General features: G+C 47.6%; 22 protein-coding genes and 6 tRNA genes. 15 read left to right on the top strand and 13 right to left on the bottom strand.

Annotated elements, in window-relative coordinates:
* Positions 1-675: a dethiobiotin synthase gene (bioD, locus tag ACXAGX_RS07800; protein ID WP_474838097.1), complete on the top strand. Its 675-nt coding sequence runs from the start codon at positions 1-3 to the stop codon at positions 673-675.
* Here the strand turns inward: bioD and pepE are convergent.
* Together pepE and ACXAGX_RS07790 are read right to left on the bottom strand one after the other, a co-directional pair.
* Positions 652-1368, bottom strand: coding sequence for a dipeptidase PepE (gene pepE / locus ACXAGX_RS07795; protein ID WP_474837597.1), 717 nt, complete (start codon positions 1366-1368; stop codon positions 652-654). The genes bioD and pepE overlap by 24 nt on opposite strands.
* 67 nt (positions 1369-1435) lie before the next feature.
* Complete coding sequence (locus ACXAGX_RS07790; RefSeq protein ID WP_474837596.1) at positions 1436-2596, bottom strand: acyltransferase family protein; 1161 nt, start codon at positions 2594-2596, stop codon at positions 1436-1438.
* 167 nt (positions 2597-2763) lie between these two features.
* On the opposite strand from ACXAGX_RS07790, the gene ACXAGX_RS07785 reads away from it, so the two are divergent.
* Both ACXAGX_RS07785 and ACXAGX_RS07780 read left to right on the top strand, forming a co-directional pair.
* Positions 2764-3591: a LytR/AlgR family response regulator transcription factor gene (locus ACXAGX_RS07785; RefSeq protein WP_474837595.1), complete on the top strand. Its 828-nt coding sequence runs from the start codon at positions 2764-2766 to the stop codon at positions 3589-3591.
* 31 nt (positions 3592-3622) lie between these two features.
* Complete coding sequence (locus tag ACXAGX_RS07780) at positions 3623-4594, top strand: Gfo/Idh/MocA family protein (protein ID WP_474838095.1); 972 nt, start codon at positions 3623-3625, stop codon at positions 4592-4594.
* Between the two features lie 17 nt (positions 4595-4611).
* Here ACXAGX_RS07780 and ACXAGX_RS07775 read toward each other — a convergent pair whose 3' ends face one another.
* Both ACXAGX_RS07775 and ACXAGX_RS07770 read right to left on the bottom strand, forming a co-directional pair.
* Entirely contained in the window at positions 4612-4899 is a 288-nt protein-coding gene (locus ACXAGX_RS07775; protein WP_474837593.1) for a hypothetical protein, read from the bottom strand.
* 83 nt (positions 4900-4982) lie between these two features.
* Positions 4983-6071, bottom strand: a complete 1089-nt coding sequence (locus tag ACXAGX_RS07770) for a serine hydrolase domain-containing protein (protein WP_474837591.1) — start codon at positions 6069-6071, stop codon at positions 4983-4985.
* Positions 6072-6216: 145 nt separating this feature from the next.
* On the opposite strand from ACXAGX_RS07770, the gene ACXAGX_RS07765 reads away from it, so the two are divergent.
* On the top strand, positions 6217-8157 hold the full coding sequence (locus tag ACXAGX_RS07765; protein ID WP_474837590.1) for a winged helix-turn-helix domain-containing protein: 1941 nt from the start codon (positions 6217-6219) through the stop codon (positions 8155-8157).
* 24 nt (positions 8158-8181) lie between these two features.
* Here ACXAGX_RS07765 and gdhA read toward each other — a convergent pair whose 3' ends face one another.
* Entirely contained in the window at positions 8182-9528 is a 1347-nt protein-coding gene (gene gdhA, locus ACXAGX_RS07760; RefSeq protein WP_474837588.1) for an NADP-specific glutamate dehydrogenase, read from the bottom strand.
* A gap of 216 nt (positions 9529-9744) precedes the next feature.
* Between gdhA and ACXAGX_RS07755 the strand changes: the two genes are divergently transcribed.
* The 3 genes from ACXAGX_RS07755 to ACXAGX_RS07745 all read left to right on the top strand — a co-directional run bounded on the left by ACXAGX_RS07755 (position 9745) and on the right by ACXAGX_RS07745 (position 12787).
* Positions 9745-10434 (top strand): SDR family NAD(P)-dependent oxidoreductase, encoded by a 690-nt coding sequence (locus ACXAGX_RS07755; protein ID WP_474837586.1) that lies wholly within the window; start codon positions 9745-9747, stop codon positions 10432-10434.
* A gap of 170 nt (positions 10435-10604) precedes the next feature.
* Positions 10605-11078 (top strand): low molecular weight protein-tyrosine-phosphatase, encoded by a 474-nt coding sequence (locus ACXAGX_RS07750; protein ID WP_474837584.1) that lies wholly within the window; start codon positions 10605-10607, stop codon positions 11076-11078.
* Positions 11079-11440: 362 nt separating this feature from the next.
* Positions 11441-12787, top strand: coding sequence for a class II 3-deoxy-7-phosphoheptulonate synthase (locus ACXAGX_RS07745; RefSeq protein ID WP_070126808.1), 1347 nt, complete (start codon positions 11441-11443; stop codon positions 12785-12787).
* A gap of 6 nt (positions 12788-12793) precedes the next feature.
* Here the strand turns inward: ACXAGX_RS07745 and ACXAGX_RS07740 are convergent, their stop codons facing one another.
* Positions 12794-13135: a hypothetical protein gene (locus ACXAGX_RS07740; RefSeq protein ID WP_474837582.1), complete on the bottom strand. Its 342-nt coding sequence runs from the start codon at positions 13133-13135 to the stop codon at positions 12794-12796.
* A 69-nt stretch (positions 13136-13204) separates the two neighbouring features.
* Between ACXAGX_RS07740 and ACXAGX_RS07735 the strand changes: the two genes are divergently transcribed.
* The 4 genes from ACXAGX_RS07735 (at position 13205) to ACXAGX_RS07720 (ending at position 18443) form a co-directional block, all read left to right on the top strand.
* Complete coding sequence (locus tag ACXAGX_RS07735) at positions 13205-13624, top strand: DUF3224 domain-containing protein (RefSeq protein WP_474837580.1); 420 nt, start codon at positions 13205-13207, stop codon at positions 13622-13624.
* Positions 13625-13877: 253 nt separating this feature from the next.
* Positions 13878-15515 carry a rhamnogalacturonidase gene (locus ACXAGX_RS07730; RefSeq protein ID WP_474837578.1) on the top strand — a complete coding sequence of 546 codons (1638 nt, stop codon included), beginning with the start codon at positions 13878-13880 and terminating at the stop codon, positions 15513-15515.
* Between the two features lie 221 nt (positions 15516-15736).
* On the top strand, positions 15737-17224 hold the full coding sequence (locus ACXAGX_RS07725; protein WP_474837576.1) for a hypothetical protein: 1488 nt from the start codon (positions 15737-15739) through the stop codon (positions 17222-17224).
* Positions 17217-18443 (top strand): hypothetical protein, encoded by a 1227-nt coding sequence (locus ACXAGX_RS07720; protein WP_474837574.1) that lies wholly within the window; start codon positions 17217-17219, stop codon positions 18441-18443. Before ACXAGX_RS07725 ends, ACXAGX_RS07720 begins: the two co-directional genes overlap by 8 nt.
* A 5-nt stretch (positions 18444-18448) precedes the next feature.
* Here the strand turns inward: ACXAGX_RS07720 and ACXAGX_RS07715 are convergent, their stop codons facing one another.
* Entirely contained in the window at positions 18449-18661 is a 213-nt protein-coding gene (locus ACXAGX_RS07715; protein WP_119500860.1) for a DUF3820 family protein, read from the bottom strand.
* On the bottom strand, positions 18661-20448 hold the full coding sequence (locus ACXAGX_RS07710; protein WP_474818112.1) for an ABCB family ABC transporter ATP-binding protein/permease: 1788 nt from the start codon (positions 20446-20448) through the stop codon (positions 18661-18663). The genes ACXAGX_RS07715 and ACXAGX_RS07710 overlap by 1 nt, the downstream gene beginning before the upstream one ends.
* Before the next feature lie 168 nt (positions 20449-20616).
* Between ACXAGX_RS07710 and moaA the strand changes: the two genes are divergently transcribed.
* The gene (gene moaA, locus ACXAGX_RS07705; protein WP_474818113.1) at positions 20617-21585 is read left to right on the top strand and encodes a GTP 3',8-cyclase MoaA; all 969 of its coding nucleotides are present in this window, start codon (positions 20617-20619) and stop codon (positions 21583-21585) included.
* A gap of 15 nt (positions 21586-21600) precedes the next feature.
* Here the strand turns inward: moaA and ACXAGX_RS07700 are convergent, their stop codons facing one another.
* The 5 genes from ACXAGX_RS07700 to ACXAGX_RS07680 all read right to left on the bottom strand — a co-directional run bounded on the left by ACXAGX_RS07700 (position 21601) and on the right by ACXAGX_RS07680 (position 23883).
* On the bottom strand, positions 21601-23229 hold the full coding sequence (locus tag ACXAGX_RS07700) for a response regulator (protein ID WP_474818114.1): 1629 nt from the start codon (positions 23227-23229) through the stop codon (positions 21601-21603).
* A 163-nt stretch (positions 23230-23392) separates the two neighbouring features.
* A tRNA-Val gene (locus tag ACXAGX_RS07695) sits at positions 23393-23468 on the bottom strand.
* A gap of 31 nt (positions 23469-23499) precedes the next feature.
* A tRNA-Val gene (locus ACXAGX_RS07690) sits at positions 23500-23575 on the bottom strand.
* A 121-nt stretch (positions 23576-23696) separates the two neighbouring features.
* A tRNA-Val gene (locus ACXAGX_RS07685) sits at positions 23697-23772 on the bottom strand.
* A 35-nt stretch (positions 23773-23807) separates the two neighbouring features.
* Positions 23808-23883: transfer RNA gene (locus ACXAGX_RS07680), tRNA-Val, on the bottom strand.
* Between the two features lie 301 nt (positions 23884-24184).
* Here ACXAGX_RS07680 and gltX point away from each other — a divergent pair.
* The 3 genes from gltX to ACXAGX_RS07665 all read left to right on the top strand — a co-directional run bounded on the left by gltX (position 24185) and on the right by ACXAGX_RS07665 (position 25977).
* Positions 24185-25594: a glutamate--tRNA ligase gene (gltX, locus tag ACXAGX_RS07675; RefSeq protein ID WP_474837572.1), complete on the top strand. Its 1410-nt coding sequence runs from the start codon at positions 24185-24187 to the stop codon at positions 25592-25594.
* Between the two features lie 91 nt (positions 25595-25685).
* A tRNA-Ala gene (locus ACXAGX_RS07670) sits at positions 25686-25761 on the top strand.
* A gap of 140 nt (positions 25762-25901) precedes the next feature.
* A tRNA-Glu gene (locus ACXAGX_RS07665) sits at positions 25902-25977 on the top strand.
* The last annotated feature ends 10 nt before the right edge of the window (positions 25978-25987 follow it).

Here is a 25987-nt window from a genome sequence, read left to right as displayed (position 1 = left end):
ATCACGTCTTATTTCATTACCGGCACAGATACTGAGGTCGGTAAAACCTTTGTGTCTTCATTGTTGCTGAAGGCCGCTGCCGCAGCGGGTTTACAATCTGTCGGCTACAAGCCCGTGTCTGCTGGCTGTGAGCTGGTGGATGGCGAAATGAGCAACGAAGATGCGCGCTCGCTGCATGCCGCTTCGTCACTGCCGGTTTCGCTTAGCGAAGTGAATCCCATTGCGCTAATGCCACCCATCGCACCACATATTGCTGCGGCTCAGGTTGACCAAACGATTACCTCGGAAGCCCTGATTGCTGGATTTACCCATTTACAAGATAAACAACCGGATGTTCTGCTCATGGAAGGTGCGGGCGGCTGGCGCTTACCTCTTGGTAATGACTTGTGGATGCCTGATGTGGTGAAAACTCTGAAGCTGGATGTGATTGTGGTGGTGGGCATGCGTCTTGGCTGCCTTAATCATGCCATGCTTACCTGTGAAGCGATTCAGCACGATGGACTCAACATCAGAGGCTGGATTGCCAATCAGCTGAGCCCAGACATGCCGGTGTACCAGGAAAATCTGGCTACCCTCAAAGCCGCTATGCCAGCACCTATGCTGGCGGAAATCCCTTACGGTGCCGGTGACGACACCGTAGCGGCATTACACTCACTGGTGCATGAACTGAGATAAATCATCACCGTCATTAATCAGGGTTTTATCTTTATCTACAAAGATAAAGCCGCCGTGCTCGCCTTTAAACATCAGCTTGCCGCCCGACAATACCAGCGCCGTGCCTTCACGTATAGCCAGCACCGGTGTATCTGGGTTCAGCGTAGTGAATTCAGCCAGTCGCTGATCACGGGTTTCACCGTTAAAGCCCGGCGGATGATAATCGGAATAGTGCGGATTCAACTGGCAGGGAAGTAATGCTAGTGCATTAAACGACGGCGGTTCAATAATGGGCATATCGTTGGTCGTGCGAATAGTGGCCCCGCAGATGTTCGAACCTGCACTCCAGCCAATATACGGTGTGCCCGCGTTAATGGCCGTACAAATGGTTTCAATCAGACCATAGCGATACAGACAGCTCAGCAGATTAAAGGTGTTACCGCCCCCCACCAGAATCGCTGTGCGGTTTTTCTGCGCTTCCATCACTGCCTGCTCTGGGTGATCAAAGGTATGCAGGCCGGTCACGTTAAAGTCTGGCAGCGCCGCCTGCACTTTATCGGTGTATTCATCAAAACTCATGGTCACACCGGCGTATGGAACGAACAGCACGTCGCGCACTTCGCCTAAGTGGTCGAGCATAAAGGGTTTTGCGTGTTCAAGGTAATCTTCATTCCCTACCCGGGAACTGCTCAGCATTAGTACATGGGCAGACATGGTTACTCCTTGCTTGTCATTATTGGCCGCACATCATACGTGATGATGATGCAGAAGTTTACCCCAGTTATGGCGAAGTGGATTTTAAGCCGAAGAACAGGCGGGTTAGCCGGGTTCTGCGCACGAGTTCATAGCCTATGGCGCAACCTGCTATTGTGGCGGAAATTAACAGGATGAATTCTACTGCATCGTTAAGGGCCAGCGGGCGCAGCCACATGGCAAAAATAATAATGAGTGTCTGGTGAAAAATATACCAGGGCAATACCGCCTTGTTGGCGTAAGTTAATAGTCCAGACGGACGATTAAGATAGCGGCCGCCGAATCCGAGTATCGCAAAAAGCCAGGCATAACGATTAATAAAGTAGACAACTGAATAAGCCCCCTGTACCCAGTCAGACCAGGCGTTATCCGTCATGGGCAATAAACCGTGATGATCCGTCAGCACGAACAGGTAGCCTCCCATCGCAATACAGAGCAGCGTATAGCGATTATCGATACATTGTTGCCACCAGTTACGATGCATTATCAACATGAAGCCAACGCATAGCGCGAGCAGATATTTACTGTGCGAATACCAGTCGTTAATCAGGTCGTGAGTAGTGGGAAAATAATGGCCGTAACACAGCCAGGTTGCGGTCTGCAAAATGACAATAAGAGTGAAAATCTGCCATAAATTTAGTCGCGCCATGATGGGTGATTGTGCCAGCGCTTTCAGACCGCCCCCTACGGCAAGCATAACGATGGTATAGGTCCACAAATAAGGCAGATACCACAGGTGATTCCAGGTTAACAGGCCGATGTCACTTTGCAATTCAGGGAAAAAGTCGGCTGGCGCGTTAATATAGAGCCGCCAGAAAGTAAGATAATTTTGCTGATAACCGCCGCTGAGTTGCAGCTGGTAAAACAGCTGTGGCGGAACAATGATATACATAGCAAATATCAGCGGGATGATCAGACGTTTGGTTCGCAATCCTGCTAGCGTAAGCGGCCGGTACTTTTCTTGTATCAGTGCCAGCGTTATACCACTGATCATAAATAGCAGACACATGCGCCACTGGTTCACCAGCAACATTACATCCTGTAACCCAGCATAAGTCGCCGGGCTTTTGATGTGCCAGCCCCAGTCTTCCACGTAGTACATCCCAGTGTGATATAGAATCAACACCAGAAAAGCCAGGGTTCGCAGCGCATCGATGTCAAAGCGACGGCCAGTTTGTATTTGAGTCATACCTGCTCCTCAGGGTAAAGTCAGGGTTATAAAATGCGTAATTTATGACTGTCAGCCAATCGCCAGATGCCGGAAGGAAAGGCCTGAGGGATAAGCGGTGGCTATGAGGGATAAGATTTTTAACAATGACTTTTGAGCGCTTCAACAACCACAGGACGTGGTGGTTAATGCTGATATTAGCCGCCTATTTACTGATCCCCAATACGATTAATGCACTGTCGGTGTGGACCGAACACAACCGTGCCGGTGCAGCTGATATTGCGCTGTGGGAACCCTTCACCTGGGAATACACCAGTGCGCTGGCCGTTTTTATGGTCGCGCCGCTGCTGATTTACTGGTTCAGTATGATGCCTCCCAGGTTCACTGGGATCTCACGGCAACTGGTGCTTCATTTTATTGCTTCGCTGGTATTTTCACTGCTGCATGTTTTATTGATGGTAGGATTCCGCGAGCTGGTTTACGGATGGCAAAACGGGGATTATCAGTTTGGTCGTTTCTGGTCAGAGTTTTTTTATGAATATCGTAAGGACGTGTGGGGCTACATCAACTTTTTCGTTATCTTCCAGATTTATCAGTTTATCTATAGCCGCCTGAAGGGAGAGGCTAATTTAATAAGCAACGAATCCACGCCTGAAATTGAAAAACAAGAAGCGGAAAGCAAAATACCTGAGCATCTGTTGGTCAAAAAGTTAGACAAAGAGTTTCTGGTAAAGGTCAGCGATATTGAGTGGATGGAATCAGCAGGCAATTACGTGAATCTTCACAGTGAAGGGCGGATTTATCCACTGCGCGGCACTTTAGCCCGCACCGTTGAAAAATTGCAACAAGCTGGGTTCAGCCGAATACATCGCAGCTATGCTGTGAAACATCACGCTATCGACAATATCAGTTACCTGCAAAGTGGCGATGGTGAGATTACCCTGAAAAACGGCCACAAACTGATGTTATCACGACGCTATAAAGATGCGTTTAAGCAACAATTCAGAGCATCATAACGAAAAATAAGGACAGCAAATTTTGGACAAAGTGAAGTGGGGCATTATTGGTGTAGGTGACGTATGCGAAGTGAAAAGCGCCCCCGCCATGCAGTTGATTGAAAATAGTGAGCTGGTCGCTGTGATGCGTCGCACTGGCGAACTCGCGCAGGATTATGCGCAGCGTCACAATGTACCCAAATGGTACGACGATGCCGACGCATTGATTAACGACCCCGATATCAATGCGATTTATATCGCCACACCTCCGAATGGTCATTTGTCTTATGCCTTAAAAGCAGCTGCAGCGGGAAAACCTGTGTACGTGGAAAAGCCTATGGCGCGAACTTATCAGGAATGTGAGGCAATGATTGCTGCTTGTAAACAGGCAGACCTGCCATTGTTCGTGGCTTACTATCGCCGCTATTTGCCGAATTTTCTGCAGCTGAAAAAATGGTTGGATAATGGGGAAATCGGCGACGTGCGACAGGTACATGTGAGCCTAATGCAGTCGGTGCGCCCAAAGGTACTCAATAACATCGATAAACCCTGGCGGGTAAACCCTGAGGTTGCCGGAGGCGGCTATTTTTATGATTTAGCGTCTCACCAACTCGATCTGCTGGATTTCCTGCTCGGCCCCATTGCAACAGCCAGCGGTCTGAGCGCCAATCAGGGCGGGTTGTATAATGCGGAAGACAGCGTTACTGCCTGCTGGCAGTTTGATAATGGTGTGCTCGGCAGTGGTAACTGGTGTTTCAGTGCCGCCCAAAGTGCCGAGTGTGATCGCGTTCAGATCAACGGCAGTGAAGGGGTGATTGAATTCCCTGTGTTTGGAAAAGGCGTGGTGACCTTGCACAAAACTGGCAGTGAACCATTAGTACTCGAGTTCGAACTTCCTAAGCACATCCAGCAGCCGCTAATCACCGCCATTGTTGGCAATTTAATTAACGGTACTGAATGCGATTCAACCGGTGAGTCCGCAGCACGAACTAACCGGGTGATGGAGCAGATTGTTAAGCAATAGGCTTTTGCGTTAAGCGCTTAATCATCATCCCGTGGCGGTGGGCGTCTGTCACCGCCGCCCATGTTGTTTGGGCGGCAAGCCAGTTCATCACTGTCTGCATCGGGCGGTGGCGCCATGCACACGCCTTCTACGGTTTCACCCTCCCGGCCGGACATCGCACAGCTATCCTGTTCGCTAGCCGTGGCACAGGCATCATAAGCTTCCTGCGGGATTTGTGGTTGTTTACGATTCTCTGCTGCCTGTGCTAGTGCGGCCGCTGTGGCAGTAACAAGAAGCACGCTAACTATCAGTTTCTTTCTGAGCATAAGAAATTCCGTGAAAATAAAATCAACGTTTCGACTCATTGCGTGAGCGGAGGTTTATTGATTTGCAGAACCTTTACGCACCTTTATTTCTCGGGCTTTGTGCTTTCATCAAACGAAATAGCGGCGATTATGCTATTGGTAATCACTTCAGGCGCACTCCAACCGCCGCCATTAATACCATCGCTGTTGCTCAGCACAACAACAAAGGTTTTGCTGTCTGGCAGATAAGCACTATGGCTGGAATAGCCCATGGTCGAGCCATTCATTCTCAGCGCGCGCTTCCCACCCACTTTTTCTATTGAGTAATTGTATGAACCAGGAACCTGGGAACCGTCATTTAGCGCAATAGGACGGGTGAGAGCGGAAAGCTGTTCTGCGTTAAGAAGTTTTCCCTGCATTAATGCAGAATTAAAAGTATTCAGGTCGTCTACTGTCGAGAGTAAATCGGCTGCACCAAACGCCCAGCGCCAGTTTAGAAAATCGTGTTGTCGTGGTGTGTCGCCATCAAATGTATATCCGGTGGCCTTACCTTTGACAATCTGAAAGCTCGCCTGGTGGGTGTGTTGCATGTTTAGCGGGCGAAAGATCATCTTCTGAAGTGCCTCTTCGTATGGCATATCAGATGCTTTTTCAATGATAGAGGCGAGCATGCTGTAACCAACATTACTATAAATAACATGTTGACCCGGTTCGTATTCCCATCGGCCATTTTTAAATTCCTGGATCAGGCTGTCGAGGGTTGTATCATCATTGATTCGCGTAGCAAGAAATTCAGGTTCATTGATTGGGTCGAAAAGGCCCGATGTATGGGAAAGCAGATGCGCAATTGTTACTGGTGACTTTTGTGATGTGATCCCCGGAATATAGCGTCTAACCGGGTCGTTTCGGTTCAGTTTCCCCTGTTGCTCCAGCAGTAAAATCCCAGTGGAAGTAAACAGCTTGGTCAGTGAGCCAATTTCGAAAACCGTGTTGGTGTTAACTGGCACACCAAGTTCAATGTTGGCTAAGCCAACCGCTTTTTTACAAACTACGATATTGTTCTGCGTTACTAAAAACACAAACCCAGGAGCGTTATGCTTTGCATACTGCGCGGCGGCTTTTTCTACACCAGGTAAAGCGCATGCGAGTAGCTTGGCGCTGAATACAACCGTGACAATCACACTTAATTTCATTACCCTCATTTTTGTTTTCCTTATTGGTGAATAACGTCGGCGGTTATCCCATCACAGTGAATGAACAGCGATATTGGAACACTGTTTTTTCTCTGATGTTTTTATGATGTGCCTATTTATCAACGGTTTATTTTATTGAGGTTGTGTGGAAAGGTTTTATTTACAGGGAGTATGCGTAGACCCGACTCGAGGCGAAATTTCGTCTGGCGATGAGGTCTGTACGGTTGAACCTAAAGCCATGGCGGTACTGGTTTACCTTGCAGAGCATGCTCATACCGTGGTGTCGCAAGAGGCTTTGTATAATGCGGTATGGCCACGTGGTGTATTCAATCCGGGGGTTTTACAGCGCTGTATTGCCCAGTTAAGAAAAGCGCTTTCTGACGATGCCAAAAATCCCGTATTCATTAAAACGCATCCCAAACGGGGTTATTCCCTGGAAGCTACCCCTGAACGGAAAATGACGTCTAGCTCCAAGCCCTGGCTGCCGATTTTTGTTGTTGCCGTCGCTGTACTTTTGTTAACTATTGGCTTCGTGGGGAAGCCTACAGAGCCCACTTTTACTGGCCGACTCACGGCCATCACATCATCCGATAGCTATGATTTCTATCCGGCATACACCCAAGATGAAAAGTCCCTTGCGTTTATCAGGCAGTCGGAACGTGGCTCGCAAATCGTGGTGATTGATTGTCAGACGGGTAAAGAAATGCTTTCGCTGACCAAAAACCTCAATTATCAGGGATTGGCCTGGGCGGCAGATGGCTTAACACTGTATTACCTAGTCCGAGACGACTCGGGGGACAGAATTGGTAAGGTGGACATCACAACCGGACAGGCGATGCCGCTGTATCAGCACGCTAAATCGATGTCTGTGTGGCGAATATTTCCTGCCGGAAATGTGATGTATTTTATGGCCGAAAGTGTGCCATTAAATCGTCCTCCGGAAACAGCGTTATATGAGCTAGATTTGGTGACGAAGGCGACATCCCCAATACTGCGAAGTTCGGATAGTTTTACCCCTTATCGCTTTGCACTGACGAACGACAACAAACGATTTGCAATTGCTGGCGAGAGCGAGAGAAACACCATTGAATTTAGGATATTTGAGGTAGATAGAGGCAAACTTAGCGAGCCCTTTGCCTCGTTGCCATTAGGCTTTACTGAAATCAACTGGTACGACAAATCTCAGCTTGTGGTACATCATCTCAATAAGTTGTATTTGCTCTCACTGGATGGTGAATTTACAAAACTACCCATCGACAGCTTTATGCGAATTTTTAATCCTGTAGCAGCACCACAATCTGGCAATATCGCCATGACAGTGACTGAACAGGACCGCGACCTGGTTCTCATAGATATGGATAGCCAGCGTGAGCAGCGGGTAATAAATTCAACGGGCGAGGATCACTTAGGTCGTATTTCTGCAAACGGGAGGCTGCTGGCATATGTATCTGCCCGCAGTGGTGTGCAACAGGTGATGATTGCAGCCAACGGCAAGACCTTACAGGTTTTCCCCAATCCGGAAAACCTGCCGGTGAATAGGGCACCGGTTTGGGATAAAAGCGGCAGACGACTCGCATTTGCACAAGGGCAGAACCTGCTTGTATTTGATACAAAAACCCAAGCATTACAAACAATAGCGATGCCAGACTGGTTCACTTCCGTACTTGACTGGTATGAAGACGCCGAACGCTTACTGTTAGCCACCAAAAAGAATAATCAATCCTGGTTCGAAGTTTTCGATTTGCAGAGCCAAACGTCCCAACGTATCACTGAAACTGGCGTTAATTATTACGCCAGGCTGGACCGCAATGATGCTCTGGTTTTCAGCGTCGATGACACCGTATATTGGGGAGAAAACCGTTATCAGCATCCTACTTTTGCCCAAAGTCATGGGCGGTATTTTCCGTCAGGGAATACATTGATTTATCAGGCGGGTGATAGGGTTTATGCTTTTGACGGACAACGTGTGAGTACGCTACTTGCTACATTGCCCGATGACGCACAGCAGTTGATTGATGCGAATGCAAACCAACTGCTATTTGAGTCTCCGGTTACGGCGCGAGCAAGAATAGTTAAGTTAGACTAGCAAAGGTGCGTAACTTCAACCAATCTAAAAACCTTGTGCCACCATGGCATCAGCGAGGCGTCTGAAGGCGGCAATGTTGGCCCCTTTAGCATAATGAATGAAGTCGCCGTCTTTACCTTCTTCCACACACTGTTGGTGGATGTGCTGCATGATGGATTGTAATTCGTTGTCTAAGGTTTCCCAGGAATCTCTGCTGAATGTGGCGTTTTGTGCCATTTCAAGGCCAGAAAGTGCCACCCCGCCAGCGTTAGAGGCCTTGCCCGGTACAAATGGAATGCGGGCGTCAGCAAAAACTCTCTGGGCTTCGCTGGTACAGGGCATATTGGCGCCTTCGAGCACGTATTTCACACCGTTGTCTTTCAGTTGTGTCGCATCATTTTCATCGAGTTCATTTTGCGTGGCGCAAGGTAAACAGATATCCATGGTCTGTCCCCATGGCTTCTTGTTCTCCTGCCAAACAGCGTCTGCGCCGCATTCATCTGCCAGAGCGGTAAGCACATTGTTGTAGCTAGCGTTGTTTTCAATTGCCCAGTGAATATCACTTTCGCTAAAACCGTCCTTTTTAATCAAGCAGCCGCGACTGTTCGACAAGCTTACAACAATCGCATTTTTGCTCACCGCTTTAAGCGCAGCATGCAGCGCCACATTACCCGCACCACTAACACCAACACGTTTGCCCTCTAGTTGCTCATCGTGCTCAGCCAATACGGCTTCAAGCATGTAAATCAGGCCGAAACCTGTCGCCTCGGTGCGCACATAGCTGCCGCCGAAGGAAATGTCCTTGCCAGTTAGGGTGCCTTCAAACTGATTATGGATACGCCGATATTCACCGTAAAGAAAGCCAATTTCCCTGCTACTTACATTGATATCTCCCGCTGGTACGTCGGTATGCGAGCCAATGTGGCGTTGTAGCTCGCCCATAAACGCTTGGCAGAACCGCATAATTTCGTTAGTACTGCGACCTTTTGGGTTAAAGTCTGAGCCTCCTTTTGCGCCACCCATGGGAAGACCTGTAAGGGCGTTTTTAAATGTTTGTTCGAAGGCAAGAAATTTTAAAATAGATTCATTCACGGTGGGGTGAAAGCGTAATCCACCTTTGTATGGACCAATCAGCCCGTTGTGTTGAACACGCCAGCCACGATGGATCTCTATCTCGTTGTTATCATTCATCCATTGCACGCTAAATTGAATGATTCGCTCGGGTACGCACAGCCGTCTCACCACATCGCACTTTTTATAATCGTCGTGCACATTTGCCACAGGCATGATGTCGTTCACGATTTCATCAACAGCCTGTAGATATTCGGTTTGTTCTGCATACTGACCGTTCAGCCATTCGAGTAATTGGTCTTGATTAGATGTGTGACTCATATCACCTCTTTACGATTTTTTATCCATGAAAATGTTTTGCTTCCCCTTTGAAGCTTTAGCGTTTCTACCTTCTGGATGAGTGACCTGATCATTAATTTCCTGTCATCAACCGTACAGTCTTGCGTACAGAAGTCGGTGAGGAGGTGAACCAGGAGTCGGCCATTGCGTACCAAAATTGAACCTTCCTTTATCATGCAGAAAATCACAGGAGGCATTATGACTAAAACGGTACTGGTTACCGGCGGCAACCGAGGCATTGGTTTGGAAATTGTTCGTGGTTTTGCTAAACAAGGCTATAAGGTGCTACTCGGCTGTCGACGAGAGGAAGATGGCGAAGACGTCAAAAAAGACATCGTCGGTAAGGATATTCAGGTTGTAGAATTAGATTTAAGCAATACTGCCTCGGTAAAAGAACATATGAACCGTGCCATGGCGGTGTATGGCAATATCGATGTGTTAGTGAATAATGCTGGCATTATGGAAGATGGTGCGTGGGAGGAGCTTGACCCTGCGGCGATAGCGCAGTCGATGCAGGTGCATGTAAATGGCCCGTTTGCACTTATTCAACAAGTGCTGCCCGGTATGTTAGAAAACAATTTCGGCCGCATTGTTAACGTGTCTTCAGGTTACGGTGCATTTTCTGAAAACATGCAGGGGCCGCTCGCCTATGCAGTGAGTAAGGCGGCGCTTAATGCACTTACGCTCAACTTAGCGAATCACATCGACAGTGATAAAAACGTAAAAATAAACGCCATGTGTCCAGGTTGGGTGCATACTCGTATGGGCGGAAGTAGTGCACCGCGAACACCAGAAAAAGGGGCTGAAACGGCTATCTGGTTAGGGCAACTTGAAGAAAACGGACCTCATGGCCAATTCTTCCGTGATAAAGAAGCACTCGAGTGGTAAAGCTAACTGGCATATTTGCTTATACTCAAGGCAGGTCTGCATTTCGAAAAAAAGCTAAACGGCGTTTATGCCACGTGTAAAATGTGGCACCCTAAGAGGCTGTTTGAAGTAGTTTTCCTGCCTGTGGCGGTTGTTGTCCGCGGTAGCGCCCGATAAGTTGAAAAAGTGAAATGAGTAATAAAACCAATAAACCCTCTGTGTTGTTCGTTTGTCTGGGCAATATTTGTCGTTCTCCTACCGCCGAGGCGGTATTCCGTCACAAGGCTAAATTGGCGGGATTAGACATGGTCATCGATTCAGCCGGTACCCATGGTTATCATATTGGCAAGGCGCCGGATAAGCGTTCAATTGCGACGGGAGAGGAACGTGGTTACTCGTTTAAAGGCTTAAAGTGTCGTCGAGTGGAAGAGTCGGATTTCGAACAATACGACTACATCATGGCCATGGACGAGAGCAACTACGAAAACCTTATGGAAATTAGCAATGGGGTTAATCAAGACCGCATCCACTATTTCCTCGACTTTGCGCCGGGTGACGACAAAGAAGTGCCCGATCCTTATTATGGCGGCAAGAAAGGGTTTGAGTTAGTACTTGACCTTATAGAAAAGGCCTCCGACGGTTTTATTGCTCATCTCAGAAAATAACGATGGTTTGTTGCTGGTGCCACTTTGGTTACATCGAGGGCACCGCACAGCACCGACAACGATCAGGCCAAAAAACTCCACGATTTTTGCATAATGAAGCCTATAGTCGCGGTTTAAATGTGATAGACTCCGCGCAGGTGTTCACTATAAAGCCGAAATGTGGTCAAAAGCTTGCGTTTCGCAATAAAGTACGGTCAGGTTCAACAGTGCATTTCGCATCCTTTCCTGATGAACCGCATACACAAATCCTGCAACACCCACACGGAAAGTGATTTTTCTGGTATCACGGAATCGATATCAACAAGTCGTCCATGGGACATCAATCTGTACGGGCCATCGCTGTCAATTAATGAGGAGAAAGCGTGAGTAACTGGCAACCCGACAGCTGGAGATCTAAGCCGATTCTGCAGCAACCTGAATATGATAATCAGGAACAAGTTAATCAAGTTGAGCAAACACTGAGCAAGTACCCGCCACTGGTTTTTGCCGCTGAAGCACGTGAACTGCGTCGTCAGCTGGGCGAAGTGTGCGAAGGGAAAGGCTTTTTACTGCAGGGCGGTGATTGCGCTGAATCTTTTGATGAATTTAACGCACCCAAAATCCGCGATACCTTTAAGGTAATGCTGCAAATGGCTATCGTAATGACCTTTGCCGGTCGTTGCCCAGTCACTAAGATTGCTCGTATGGCAGGCCAGTATGCAAAGCCACGTTCGTCTGACTACGAAACGATTAATGGCGTGACGTTGCCAAGCTACCGTGGCGACATCATCAACAGCTTTGAATTCACCGAGGCGGCCCGTCGCCCTGATCCGAACCGTTTATTAGATGCCTATCACCGCAGTGCATCTACGCTGAATCTGCTGCGTGCGTTTGCGCAAGGTGGTTTGGCAGATCTGAACGAAGTAAACCGCTGGAACATGACGTTCCTCGAAAACAACCCGCTGAAAGAGCGTTACCAGGATATTGCTGACCGTATTCAGGATTCTCTTGAATTCATGAAAACCATTGGTCTGAATTCACTGAACACACCTTCACTGCATGAAACCAGCCTGTTTACTTCTCACGAAGCACTGCTGCTGAACTATGAGCAGGCGCTGACTCGCATCGATACTCTGACAGGCAAGCCGTACAACTGTTCTGCACACATGGTGTGGATTGGTGAGCGGACCCGTCAGCTGGATCACGCACACGTAGAATTCTTCCGCGGCATCAATAACCCTATTGGTGTAAAAGTGGGTCCTACAATGGACGAAGACGAGCTTATCAAATTGATTGATGTGCTGAACCCGAACAACGATGCGGGCCGTCTGACACTGATCACCCGTATGGGCGCTGATAAGCTGGAAGCAAACCTGCCGCGTCTGCTGCGTCGTGTTAAAGCTGAAGGCCGTAAAGTAGTATGGAGTTCAGATCCGATGCACGGTAACACGTTCTCGGCATCAAGCGGTTATAAGACCCGTAACTTCGATGCGATCTTAAGCGAGATTCGTCAATTCTTCGCAGCTCACGAAGCTGAAGGTACCCACGCTGGTGGTGTTCACCTGGAGATGACAGGCCAGCACGTTACTGAATGTACTGGTGGCGCTTATCAGATTTCAGATGAAGATCTGAAACAAGCCTACAAAACTCAGTGTGATCCGCGTTTGAACGCCGATCAGGTTCTGGAAATGGCGTTCCTGGTTGCAGACCATTTACGCAAAGGCGCGTAAGCCTATTTAGTTCTCGCTGGTGGCAAACGTCGCCAGCGCTTCTTCTCTTTCTTCCTCAGTTAAAATACCGGTAAAAATCGTTGTTCGACGCAACGTATTCCAACGCGGTTCATCACTTAGCAACTGTTTTCTGAAAGCCTCAGGTTGGCCTTTTAATTCAAGCACACTGTGCCACAGCAAATAGCTACCATAACGCAGCAACTTCTGCTTGTAGCGTGCCTCTAACGTTAATTCTGCTTGCGTGATGAGTGCCGGGTTAGCGAGCAGTTTATTAGCGATAAAACCGTGTATGTGCAGTATGCGCTGGTCGATATCCGCATCTCGCTGTTTTCTGGATCGTGAATACATCTTGCTACTTCTTTAATCTGCTGTATGGTTATACAGTGTTATTCTAAAACCAAACCCGGAGAAAATACAATGGCAGAAGATGTTAAGAAAGCGCATGATAAAGAGGTGCAAGGCAAATTTGACGTTAATCTTAATCCGCTGGATGTACACATGCCTGCCTCTGAATCCTTAAAGCCAGGGCGGATGACCATAGATAAAAACTTTCACGGGCCGCTATCGGCAACCAGTAAAGGTGAAATGTTGTCGGTAATGACTGCTGTACCGGGATCTGCCGGATATGTTGCCATGGAAGTTGTCAGCGGCACGCTCGATGGGAAAACCGGCACCTTTGCGCTGCAGCATTTTGGCGTAATGGATAACGGCAAAGACAGCCTTATTCTGAAAGTGGTACCGGACTCGGGCACTGATGAGCTGGCCGGGCTGTCAGGTGATATGGAAATCATCCGCGACGGTGGTGAGCATAGCTATGTGTTTACGTATTCACTGTAAGTGGTTTCCATTCGAGCCGTTAATTCTTATTTGAGCTGGTAACTGACATTGATGCGCTGAGCGGTTCCTTGAAGCTGTGCCTATAGCCAGCATCGTGTCGGCAGGAAATTCATATTTGAACGTTTTTCAACTTAAGAGCCCGGTAATGCCGTGCATTCATGGTTTGCATTGACGAAATCTTTGCCCGCTGATTAGCATGCCTTATGAGTTTGGAATATTTCTATTTCGAAAAGACGTTCAGAGGATAAAGTGCATGCGCAGATTTTTCATTCAGTTATTGTTTCTGTGGATGGCTGGTCTGATCGTCACTGTGAAGGCGCAGGAAATGACAGGTTATTACAACGTCCGGGATTTTGGTGCGGCAGGTGATGGTGTCAGCCGTGACACCAACGCAATTAATGCGGCTATTCGTGCTGCCAGCGAAAATGGCGGCGGCACCGTTTATTTTCCGCCTGGTACTTATGCCAGCTTCAGCGTTGAATTGAAAAGTCAGGTAAACCTGCACATCAGTAATAGGGCTGTGCTGCTGGCAGCTACGCCTGCCGATGAAACCGAAGGTTATACAAAACCTGAGCCCAATCTATGGGGCGACAAATACAAATATCAGGATTTCGGCCACAGTCATTTCAGAAACAGTTTGCTGTGGGGCGAGAATATTCACGATGTGACAATTACCGGCAGTGGACTGATTGATGGTAAAGGGTTGTGGAAAGGGCTCTATCCGCCACTCGGTCCTGCGCCTTCGGTGAATCCGGGTAATAAAGCTATCGCAATCAAAGGTGGTAGGAATATCACGTTTCGGGATTTCAGCATTTATCGCGGCGGTCATTTCGGTATCCTCGTCACAGCCATCAACAATCTCACCATCGACAATCTGCGAATTGACACCAATCGCGACGGTATTGATATTGATGTTTGCAAGAATGTGCGTATTACCAATGTGGTTGTAAATAGCCCCAATGACGATGCCATCGTGCTTAAGAGCTCCTACGTGATGGGTGAGGCTATTGCTACAGAAAATGTCACCATAAGTAATAGCATCGTAAGTGGTTATGCCATGGGCACCATGCTGGATGGTACTTATCAGCCAATGACCGGTTCGGCTCCCGATGAAGACGGGCCTACTGGACGTATCAAGCTAGGTACCGAGTCTAATGGTGGCTTTAAACGCATCACTATAAGTAACGTTGTTTTTGACCACAGCCGTGGTTTGGCTCTGGAAACGGTAGACGGCGGCATTATTGAAGATGTTGTGGCGACGGGTCTGGTGATGAATGAAGTGAGTAATGCGCCAATATTCATTTACAACGGTGCCCGCATGCGGGGCCCTGAAAATACGCCGGTTGGGGCAATTCGCCGGGTGTTTGTTAGTGATGTTACGGTTAGTCATTCTGACGGACGTTTTCCGGTAATTATACAAGGTCTACCCGAGTCGCCGGTGTCTCAGGTTACGCTGAAAAATATGTATTTGAATATGGGGGGAGGGATCTCTCAGCAAGATGTGCTTACGCAATCGCCTACTCTCGTGAGTAATTTCTTTGCCCTAGAAGAAGACGCGCCGCGAAAGTCAGCCTTTGACGTACCCGTTCGCCGTGAGGCTTACCCTGAACCTAGCATGTTCGGCCTATTACCCGCATCAGGCGTGTATATGCGTTATGCCCGAGATATCACGCTGGAGAACATTAATATGCAACTGGAAGCCCCAGACTCACGCTCTGAATTGGTGTTTGATTCTGTCAGCGATATAGAGCTTCGTAACCTGACATTGCCTGACAGTGAAAAGGCTGAGGAGATAACGGTGATTAACAGTGACAATATTGAAGTGTCATCCTCAAATGGAATGCTGCAGAGTTTGTCTGCCAGTAAGGCAGAAAGTTTCAGTGGATTTTGAGGCCGTTAAATCCGGGAAGCTGTCTTTATCACGGGTACGTTAAAGAGAATCTTTACTGTGTTTGTTTTGCCGCATTAATACCGAATTCTAGACGTGGGTTTGCAAAAATATAATTGAATCAAATAGCTAAGTTTTATACTCTTCCGAGGATTGGATGTTTAGGTGTCGCGTTTTTAAGTAAAACACATGCCTGAAGTAATGGACTAATTGAAGTAGTAGTTATGAAAACTTTTTTGGTTGAGTGGTTAAGCCTCGGTATTTTCTGGGGACTTGCGGTTTATTTTTGTTTTATCGGCTCGGAAGTCGGTCTTAAATATTGGAAACGCAAGCTTGTCATCGGAACTCCTTTTTTTCTGATTTTCTATTTTCTCGTTCACGCTTACGGCGTACCTCGCTACTTCGTTTACGATCAGGTGACGCCGAAAACCCTGGATGGAGAAGTGTATTATCCTGCCGTAAAGAATCATCTTCTATTTCAGGGCACGTCATATAAAGACTACGGTATTATTAGTGAAAACCTCGACACGTTTAAGGCTAGTGAAGAGTACTTCTCCGCATTTGGCGTTCAGCCGCTGAAAGAATATCCCTCGGTGAAGGGAGTGAAACGTTGGTTTAATGAACTGCTGCTTGTTGGCTACTTTGTGCTGTGGTGGCTGTTTCTCAATAAATTTCATAATGCCAGTGCGGCAAGTGAGCTGTACAAGGTCGCTCGAAAGGGCTCGCGACTGGAGCACTATCAAAGCTATCTGAACGCATCTTATTCTATTCGCTTTTTTCAGCCCCTGAAGCGACGTATCGTTAAGCGAGATATGGGAAAAATTCGCGAGGTTTACCTTCAAGCCTTGCAGCGGGTACTCCTGCAGTTGATGACAAAGGCCCATGAAAATAACAGGCCGCTGTTAACGTATTTACATCAACAGCTAGGGAGTTCTCCGGAAGCGTTTCCCAGCGTGATGGTGAAGGCGACTGTTGACGACCATTCCACCTTTGAAGCTGCAGAAAAAATTGAGAAACCGGCTGATATAAAAAGAAACTTTTATATGCCGACTAATGAGAAGCTATCTTCCGCCCTGACAGCACGAGTTGTCGGAACACTCAATCAATTTCTACCTGAGAAACTGCTCAAAACTGGTGAGGAGGCAATTACGCATCCAACTGCGGCCTTGTCCTGTGAGCTTAATGCGGCACTATATAATCTCGCGACTTTTGACTCAGGTAAGTCTGTATCGCTCGTTAAAATTTATAGTAGCCAGAACATTGCTCCTAATAGTCAGGGGCTTCATCTAGGGAGAACCGCTTTTGGGTTTCCTCAAAAGCTATACCCGGATAACAAGGGCAGGAGTCAGTCATACTGCGTAAACCTTCTTGCTCAGAAGGTGGTGAATAACGTCTTCTTCACCGATTTAAAACAGGTTGGTGAAAACAACGAACAGGCGAAAGCCGTGCTTAAGCAAAAGCAGGAAGCGCTGCAGAAGCTTCAGCAATCGCTGTTCGATACCATCATCAAAGAGTGCAAATCCACCGTAAAGGGTGCCGCGCTAGCCGAAGGGGTGAGTCAGGCCATAGAGCGTAACCAGGCACTGTTTGACAGTGTGATGGCAGACACGCATCAGCTTATTGCTGACCATGCTGAGTTATTTGCCGATATCGTCGCAGAAGAAGTGGCTGCTGGTTTGCTTGAAGGACTTGCGGAGGCGGCCAGTGAATAATTGGATGAAAGGGGCGGTAGTTTGCCTTGTATTAACGGTGCTGATGTCTTGTGCAAAAGTAACCAAACTGAAGGACATAGCCCAGGAAGAAGGTGTGGCAACGGCAACGGGGTGGGGCGTGGACACGTTGTTGCAGTACCTTGATGTCGATTACCTGTTTACAAAAATGGAGGAAAATCGGGTTCATAGTGCAACAAGCGGAAAAGGCGTTTCTCTGACCTTGGTTAATTGGCAGTCAAACGTGGTTATTCACGCGAAACCGGTAGACACAGTCGGCGCGAAGCGTCGGATTTTTGCTAGTAACTACCTTAAGCCCGGCACCTATATTTTTACCTCCGCCATTGGCAGTGCGTCGAAAACGCTTACGCTGAACAAAGACACCCGTTTTGACTTTTTTGAACTGGCCAAGGCGCTAAAGGCGGATGTCAGTAAAGGTCGCGGTAGGCTAACGCTTAACATTACCCCGAAAGATGCCCGAATAGTTCTTTACGGCACGCCGGAGAAATACCACAAAGGCATTAAGCTGCCCGAAGGCAAATACACAGTTAAAGTTACCAGCCCCGGTTATGAAGACGAGGCGGTGAGCCTTACGATTAAAGACGACCAGCTCACCACCGAAACAATCAACCTTAAACGCCGACAGGTATCAAAAACGCCGCAATCGGGCCAGCCGGAAGTGGAAAGAATCGTTGTAACGGGTTCTAAGAATGGCAATTGGAAAGAGGTGGAGATTGGAACCGGAGAACTAGTTATTACTCCGCAGCGTGATGACATTGCTTTTACCATCGTCGCCTCGTCCGGTGATGTGTATCAGAACTCACCTTCACTTGAGTTACCCATAGGTGATTATCGTGTAACGGCGAAAATGGTTGCTACCGGTGAGATACTGGAAACAAAGTCAGTACGTATTCTTGGTGAACAGCGACACACCGTGAACTTCTCTGTTCCCGAGCCAGCGATTGACACAGAGTTGCCGGTGATACTCATGTTTAAGACCAGTCAGCTTAATCGTCAGCGGGTAGAGATCACGCTAACAACGGCTAATGGCGATACAATTCGACATCGTGAACGTATGGGCCGTAACGGTCTTGAAATCGAGTTGAAACTCATGACTGGCGAGTATGAAGCAGAGCTTGTTGCAAAAGGCGTAGAATACGATCTAGGCACAATTCGAATAGCCAGCGACAAGAGTAATAAATTTCAGTTTTTACTCGATTAACAGAATTAGTCTTCCAGCAGTGGCTCTGCCACTGCTTCTAATCCATTGAGCTTGATCTCGTACATAAGCGCCAATTGTTCGCCCAATTTGCCTTGGGGAAAGCCTTGCTTGTGAAACCACACCAGATAGGGCTCTGGTAAATAAAACAGCTTTCTACCTGCATATTTGCCAAAGGGCATTTGCGCGTTTACTGCGGTTTTTAAAAACGCCGGGTCCATTAGTTTTCCTGCTTTTGTTGAAGTGTCCACAGGCGGGCATATTCGCCTTTCTGCGCGAGCAATGCGTGATGGGACCCTTGCTCAGCCAGTTCACCATTTTTCAGTACCAGGATGTTATCCGCATCGGTAATTGTGGAAAGGCGGTGAGCAATCATCACACTGGTATGATTCGATGCCAGTGCAGACAGCGCTTGCATGATGGCCTGTTCGGAACCGCTATCGAGTGAGGATGTGGCTTCGTCGAACACCATTATCGGAGGATTTTTAAGTACCGCCCTGGCGATGGCGACACGTTGTTTTTCGCCACCAGATAATTTTAAACCTCGTTCGCCTACGCGGGTATCGCCCTTTTCCGGTAACTGTTCGATAAATTGTGAAAGATGAGCTGTGTCTATTGCGCTTTCAATGGTTGATTCGTCGGCACTCGGATCGCCGTAGCGAATATTTTCCATCAGCGTATCGTTAAACAGTACGGTATCCTGAGGCACAATGCCCAGGTGTTTGCGCAAAGATTGCTGGGTTATGTGGCGAATGTTCTGACCATCTATGGAGATGTCACCCGAAGTGGCATCGTAAAAGCGGAACAGTAACTTAATCAGCGTTGATTTGCCTGCTCCGCTCGCACCCACGATAGCGACTTTCTGACCGGGCAAAATCGTGAAACTAATGTCTTTAAGGATTGGTCGGTCTTCACGGTAGCAAAAACTCACCTGCTCAAAACAAATTTCACCTTTATCTACGCTCAACTCGATAGCATTTTCCGCATCTTTCACAGACGACGAAGTATCCAAAAGCGAAAACATCTTATCTATATTGGCCATAGAGCCGCGGATTTCCCGGTAAACAAATCCTAAGAAGTTCAATGGCATAAAAATTTGCATGGTGAACGCGTTTATCAGCACGAAGTCACCAATGGTCATGTCACCCGACGCCACGCCATAAGCGGCGTTTGCCAGCATAGCGGTCATGGCAGCGGCGATAATAAATGCTTGCCCACTATTCAGTGCAAACAACGACAGGCGGTTTTTACGACGAGCCACCTCCCATTCGGCAAGATTACTGTCGTAGCGTGATGCCTCGTAACCTTCATTGTTGAAATATTTAACCGTTTCAAAATTCAGCAGGCTGTCTACTGCGCGGGTGTGGGTGGTAGAGTCGGCTTTGTTCATGGCATGAACGTAACGGGTTCGCCAGTTGGTGGCTTTCATTGAATACCACACGTAGGCCACCACGGAAGAAAGGATGATCCCGGCGAAAGAGAAGCCATATTGTGCGAACAACAGGCCAACCACAATAGCGATTTCAAGCAGTGTGGGGCCAATATTGAACACCATAAAACGCATCAGAAAACTGATACCGCTGGTGCCGCGCTCGATATCGCGAGACAACCCGCCTGTCTGTCGGTTCAGGTGAAAATTTAAATCCATCTGATGTAAATGCTCAAAGACTCTCAAGCCCATTCTGCGCATGGCTCGTTCGGTCACCCGGCCAAACAGGGTATCGCGAATTTCGCCGATGATGGTGTTCAATAGTCGCAGGGTGCCGTAGGCAATGATCAGTGAAAGTGGTACTGCAACAAGACCCGTTGCGGTATCTTCAGTATTCAGGCCATCGACGGTGTATTTAAGTACGTAAGGTAGGCCAATTCCGGCAAGCTTGGCTAAGACCAGGCAGGCGAGGGCAATAAAGACACGGGTTTTGAATTCCAGCAAGTAAGGCCAAAGTTGTTTTATTACATGCCAGCGCACGGGTGTGTCGGGAGAAACGTCGGAACGTGAAGGTCTCATCTTGAAATTTTTGTGAACGACAGCATGTCTACAGGGTATCTCAAAGCGTTGCTCGCTCAAAGTTTAACGTTGGTTGACATGAGTGGGGTATAAAGCCACGCATAATCCATGATAAAGTGAATTTATAGTAGTTTTATCTTACCTATTTGTCCCACAGAGGTGATTTCTTTGTTACAGGATAGCTTTGGTCGGCGGTTTCATTATCTTCGCCTGTCGATTACAGAAGCATGCAATTTCAAATGTCAGTATTGCCTTCCGGACGGTTATCATGGCCCATCGGACGATACTTTTTTGACGTTGCCCGAGATTGATACTCTGGTAAAAGGGTTTGCCGGTCTCGGCACATCTAAAATCCGTATTACAGGCGGTGAGCCAAGCCTGCGTCGCGACTTCATAGACGTTATTCGCTTGTGTAGAGAAACCGAAGGTATTACGAAAGTTGCCACCACCACCCACGGCGGTCGTATGGCCCGCGACGCTGCAGCATGGAAAAACGCTGGGCTCGATCAAGTTAATGTAAGTATTGATAGCCTGGACCCGCGTCAGTTTGCCGATATTACTGGTCAGAACAAACTAACCCAGGTCCTTCAGGGCGTAGACAAAGCCATTGAGGTGGGCCTGGACGTTAAGGTGAATGCGATTTATTTGAAGCATTTTGCCGGTAAGCAACTACAAGAATTTAAAGATTGGCTTAAACATATGCCTGTCACATTACGCTTTATCGAGTTAATGGAAACCGGCGATCATCCACATTTTTTTGCCGATCAGCATTTGTCAGGCTTACCATTAAAGAGCCAACTTCTCGCTGAAGGTTGGATGCCGGTAATTCGTGGTAAAGATGCGGGACCCGCGCAGGAATTTCACCACCCGGATTACGCCGGGCGGATCGGGCTTATTATGCCTTACAGCAAAGATTTCTGTGCTACCTGTAACCGTTTACGTGTCGCCGCTAACGGAAAATTGCATCTTTGTTTGTTCAGTGAACATGGCATCGATATTCGCCCTCATCTGCAAAATGCTGACGTGAATGCGCTGATGGCACATTTACAGCAGTTGTTAATGCAAAAACACGCTACACACTATCTTCAAGACGGAAATACCGGCGCCACATCTCATCTCGCCATGTTGGGCGGGTGATAACGTACTGCGATACTAATCGAAATTACTTATGGTGGCCTTAACCCGCTGGTAGCGCTTGTCCTGTTCTTCCGATAACGTCGCCGCTTCTAAGGTTTCCATACACTTAAAAATGATTTGTTTATTTTCTGGTGTGTGGCGGGCAGTGTTGTCTCGAATTTCTGCGGCAGTGGTTTGTAGCAGGTTAAGTGCAATCGCTGCATTCTTGGGCATCACCGTGAAGGCCTGACGGAAAGTGGTGAGCGCTTTGTCTAATTCGCCACGCTGGAACTGGGTGACAGCAATATTGTTGAGCATTTTAGGGCTGTCAGCGATTTCCCTCTTTTCTTGTTTCTGTTGTTTCAAGTAATGCATAAACAACTCACTTTGTTCATCGCTGGTATTACATCGACGTTCAATCTCGTCCAGAATCGCTAACGCATGATCTTGCAAACCAACTTCATGAAATGCCTTCGCCCGATCCATGAGTGCATCCATATTTTCCTGCTCCCACTCACTACCATCGAGCTGGCTCAACAAGTTTCTGGCTTTATCTGTTTCATCCTGAAGGTAGTATATTCGCGCATCGATGACTTTAAGTTCGTTATCAACGGCCGCTTTAGGGAAAGCTTCTTTCATCTGGCGAATAAAATCATGGGTTTGCTTCACCAGTTTTGCTGTTTCACTAGCGTCTGCCGTCATGGCGAAATCAATACCGGCGCGTGCTACGTTCAGGTAGTTTTCAGGCTTATCATGGAAAGAATTCTTTGCGTATCTCACAACCCGCTTCGCAGCATCAAACTGGGCAGGGTAGTCACGGGTGATTTTTGATAAATCTACCGCTTGTTGGTGACGGCCCACGTTACTCGGGGATATGTGGGCAGCAATGTTCACAGATTCTAGCGCATCATCGAATTCCTGTTGCTTGATTTGCAGCGCAGTAAGTAAGTCGTAAGCACTAAGCATGGCGTCGGGTTGAAACGCCAATCGCAGAATCAATCGTTCAGCTTCATCATCTTTATCCAATTGCAAATAGCAGCGCACTAAACCTAACTGTGCCCAGGTAAAATTTTGCACGTTGATAATGGCTTGATAAAAATCCTCAGCCTCTTCTACACGGTTACACAGTAATAAAAGCTCGCCTTTGGTGCGAAGCGCTAGAGGAAAAAATTCTGCGTTTTTCGGTTCAGTGAGGAAACGTTCAAGCTCAGATAGCGCGCCGTTAAAGTCACTTTGGTCCATCAACGCGTAAATGTCTTTTAACACTTGTTTGCGGGTTAATACCCGCGTGAGCCTTTTATCCAGCTCGCTTACAGAAAAAGGTTTTGCGAGGAATTCGTCAGGCTGCAATTCAACAATAGAGTGGACAATTTCCGCCGTTGTGTCGGCTGAAATGAATACGAAAGCGGTAGTAAGGGGCAGAATTTTATGTGCTTTTAACTGTTCATACAGGAAGTAACCTTCCTTTTCTTCACGTAAATCATAGGCGCATACAACCAGTTCAAAGTGCTCGCTTTTAATTAGCTTCAACGCTTCATCGGCGTGATCGATATAGCTAATTTGCTGAAAGCCTAGCTCTTCCATGGTGTATTTCAGATAGCCTTTCGCAAGAATTTGATCGTCGACGATTAAAACGCGAATAGCCCGGGCCAGTTTGGTATTCATTATAGGTGTTACTACCTGTCCAAAGTAAAGCAAAGTTCTATCGGTTTATCGGCAGAAACCCGCAAAACTATTAGGAAAATCAACTGCAATAGTGTTTTTAAACCATATCACGGTTTTATTCGAAAAGAGAAGAAATAGCGTTTTTGAAGGTGGAGCAGAGAAGTGGTGGACGCTACTGGACTTGAACCAGTGACCCTCGCCTTGTAAGGGCGATGCTCTCCCAACTGAGCTAAGCGTCCAGATTTTTTGCTGCAACAAACTGTAAGTAGATGGTGGACGCTACTGGACTTGAACCAGTGACCCTCGCCTTGTAAGGGCGATGCTCTCCCAACTGAGCTAAGCGTCCGATAATTTGTTGCTAAAAGAAAGAAACTCTCACAGAGATAGTGAGAAAGTGGTGGACGTCTACTGTGTCTCGCAACGAAGTTGTTGAACCAGTGACTCTCGCCGTACCAATTCAAAAGAATTGGTGGACGCTACTGGACTTGAACCAGTGACCCTCGCCTTGTAAGGGCGATGCTCTCCCAACTGAGCTAAGCGTCCTCTTTCTTTTCAAACAGCCCACTGCTTAAAAAGAGTGGTGGACGCTACTGGACTTGAACCAGTGACCCTCGCCTTGTAAGGGCGATGCTCTCCCAACTGAGCTAAGCGTCCGCTGTTTGTTTACTTGTCCGTGCTGGGCAAGTGGGGCGGTATTATAGGGTTGCATGCGAAGGTGTCAACAACAAAATTACGGAAAAATGACTGCTTGCCTGATTTACGATCAATTCGGCCATCCTCGTTGATTATCTCTTCGAAGTTTGACGGAAAATTCATCAGAAATCAGTCTGGCACAGTAAATTCACTCATTGAACCGCTGATATTTCACTGTCACGCGATGGCTGGCTTTTGTAGTGCTGCTTTGGCTGGTAGAATGCAGCCAATTTTTTCATTCATTAATAGATAGAGAAACATAATGTCTGTCGTTACGCGATTTGCTCCTAGCCCTACAGGCTATCTTCACGTTGGTGGTGCACGTACTGCACTTTATTCCTGGTTATATGCAAAAGCCAAAGGTGGCGAGTTTGTTCTTCGTATAGAAGATACCGATCTGGAACGTTCAACGGATGAAGCCAAGCAAGCCATTCTTGATGGTATGCAATGGCTGGGTTTGACCTGGGATAAAGGTCCTTATTACCAGACACAACGTTTTGACCGTTATAAAGAACTTATTCAGCAAATGCTGGATGAAGGTAAAGCCTATAAATGCTTTATGAGTTCAGAAGAACTGGACGCCATTCGTGAAAAGCAAAAAGAGAACGGTGAAAAGCCTCGTTATCCTGGCACCTGGCGTGACCGTACTGATCACCCTGAAGGTCAGCCTTTCGTTATTCGATTCAAAAACCCGCTGGAAGGCTCGGTTGTTATTAATGATCACATCCGCGGCAAAATCGAAATCAGTAATAAAGAGTTGGATGATTTGATCATTCAGCGCTCAGACGGCTCTCCTACTTATAACTTCTGTGTTGTCGTCGATGACTGGGATATGGGCATCACCCACGTTGTGCGTGGTGAAGACCATATTAATAACACACCTCGCCAGATTAATATTCTGGAAGCGCTGGGCGCGCCGGTACCTGAATATGCTCACGTATCAATGATTCTGGGCGATGACGGTAAGAAACTGTCTAAGCGTCATGGCGCTGTGAGTGTGATGCAATACCGCGATGATGGTTACCTTCCGCAGGCTGTACTCAACTACCTGGTGCGTTTGGGGTGGTCTCATGGTGATCAGGAAATCTTCTCACTGGAAGAAATGATTGAATACTTCGATCTTGATGCCATTGGTCAATCGGCTTCTGCTTTTAATACAGAAAAGCTGGTGTGGCTGAACCAGCACTATATGAAAACATTGCCAGCGAGTGAGGTTGCCTCACGCCTTAAATGGCACTTTGACGAAATGAATATCGATTTAGCAACGGGTCCTGCGTTGGAATCGGTGATTGCTATTCAGGCCGACCGGGTAAAAACCTTAAAAGAGTTGGCTGAAATCAGTACCTATTTTTATCAGGACTTTGATGAGTTCGATACCAATGCTGCGAAGAAGCATCTTCGTCCAGTTGCAAAAGAGCCATTAGAAGTGGTTAAAGAAAAACTGCTAGCAGTAGAAGAGTGGAATCCTGAAAATATCGGTGCAGCTATTAATGCCGCGGCGGAATCTCTTAGTGTAGGTATGGGGAAAGTAGGCATGCCGTTGCGTGTAGCGGCGACCGGAAGTGGCAACTCTCCATCGCTGGATGTGACGTTGAATTTGCTCTCAAAAGTCAAAATTGAAGAGAGAATAAACAAAGCGCTTACTTTTATAGCAAACAGAGAAAATTCCTAAAAAAACCGTTGACAGGGCAGTGGGGTATGCCTAGAATGCGCCCCGCTGTCACGGAACAGTCACACGAAAACACAGTGACCATTCCATGTACGGGGCCATAGCTCAGCTGGGAGAGCGCCTGCATGGCATGCAGGAGGTCGGCGGTTCGATCCCGCCTGGCTCCACCAAATTCTTATAGAATTTACAGTAGTCGGAATGTACTTTCCGGTAAGTTCTTAGGTAAGGCAAAGAATAAGGCCGCTCATCTCGCGGGCTCGATTCGCCTTACTGAAAATCTCGGAAGCTTGCTTCCGAAAGAAGATTTTCAGTCCCCTTCGTCTAGAGGCCTAGGACACCGCCCTTTCACGGCGGTAACAGGGGTTCGAATCCCCTAGGGGACGCCATTTATATCGC

The organism is Alteromonas sp. ABV4_515 (assembly GCF_056160345.1).
This window is presented reverse-complemented; position numbering and strand designations above follow the sequence as displayed.

Coding starts and splice junctions, on each gene's coding strand:
- pepE (WP_474837597.1), bottom strand. CDS start 1,368: ATGTCTGCCCATGTACTAATGCTGAGCAGTTCCCGGGTAGGGAATGAA.
- ACXAGX_RS07790 (WP_474837596.1), bottom strand. CDS start 2,596: ATGACTCAAATACAAACTGGCCGTCGCTTTGACATCGATGCGCTGCGA.
- ACXAGX_RS07785 (WP_474837595.1), top strand. CDS start 2,764: ATGCTGATATTAGCCGCCTATTTACTGATCCCCAATACGATTAATGCA.
- ACXAGX_RS07775 (WP_474837593.1), bottom strand. CDS start 4,899: ATGCTCAGAAAGAAACTGATAGTTAGCGTGCTTCTTGTTACTGCCACA.
- ACXAGX_RS07770 (WP_474837591.1), bottom strand. CDS start 6,071: ATGAAATTAAGTGTGATTGTCACGGTTGTATTCAGCGCCAAGCTACTC.
- gdhA (WP_474837588.1), bottom strand. CDS start 9,528: ATGAGTCACACATCTAATCAAGACCAATTACTCGAATGGCTGAACGGT.
- ACXAGX_RS07755 (WP_474837586.1), top strand. CDS start 9,745: ATGACTAAAACGGTACTGGTTACCGGCGGCAACCGAGGCATTGGTTTG.
- ACXAGX_RS07750 (WP_474837584.1), top strand. CDS start 10,605: ATGAGTAATAAAACCAATAAACCCTCTGTGTTGTTCGTTTGTCTGGGC.
- ACXAGX_RS07740 (WP_474837582.1), bottom strand. CDS start 13,135: ATGTATTCACGATCCAGAAAACAGCGAGATGCGGATATCGACCAGCGC.
- ACXAGX_RS07735 (WP_474837580.1), top strand. CDS start 13,205: ATGGCAGAAGATGTTAAGAAAGCGCATGATAAAGAGGTGCAAGGCAAA.
- ACXAGX_RS07730 (WP_474837578.1), top strand. CDS start 13,878: ATGCGCAGATTTTTCATTCAGTTATTGTTTCTGTGGATGGCTGGTCTG.
- ACXAGX_RS07725 (WP_474837576.1), top strand. CDS start 15,737: ATGAAAACTTTTTTGGTTGAGTGGTTAAGCCTCGGTATTTTCTGGGGA.
- ACXAGX_RS07715 (WP_119500860.1), bottom strand. CDS start 18,661: ATGGACCCGGCGTTTTTAAAAACCGCAGTAAACGCGCAAATGCCCTTT.
- ACXAGX_RS07710 (WP_474818112.1), bottom strand. CDS start 20,448: ATGAGACCTTCACGTTCCGACGTTTCTCCCGACACACCCGTGCGCTGG.
- ACXAGX_RS07700 (WP_474818114.1), bottom strand. CDS start 23,229: ATGAATACCAAACTGGCCCGGGCTATTCGCGTTTTAATCGTCGACGAT.
- gltX (WP_474837572.1), top strand. CDS start 24,185: ATGTCTGTCGTTACGCGATTTGCTCCTAGCCCTACAGGCTATCTTCAC.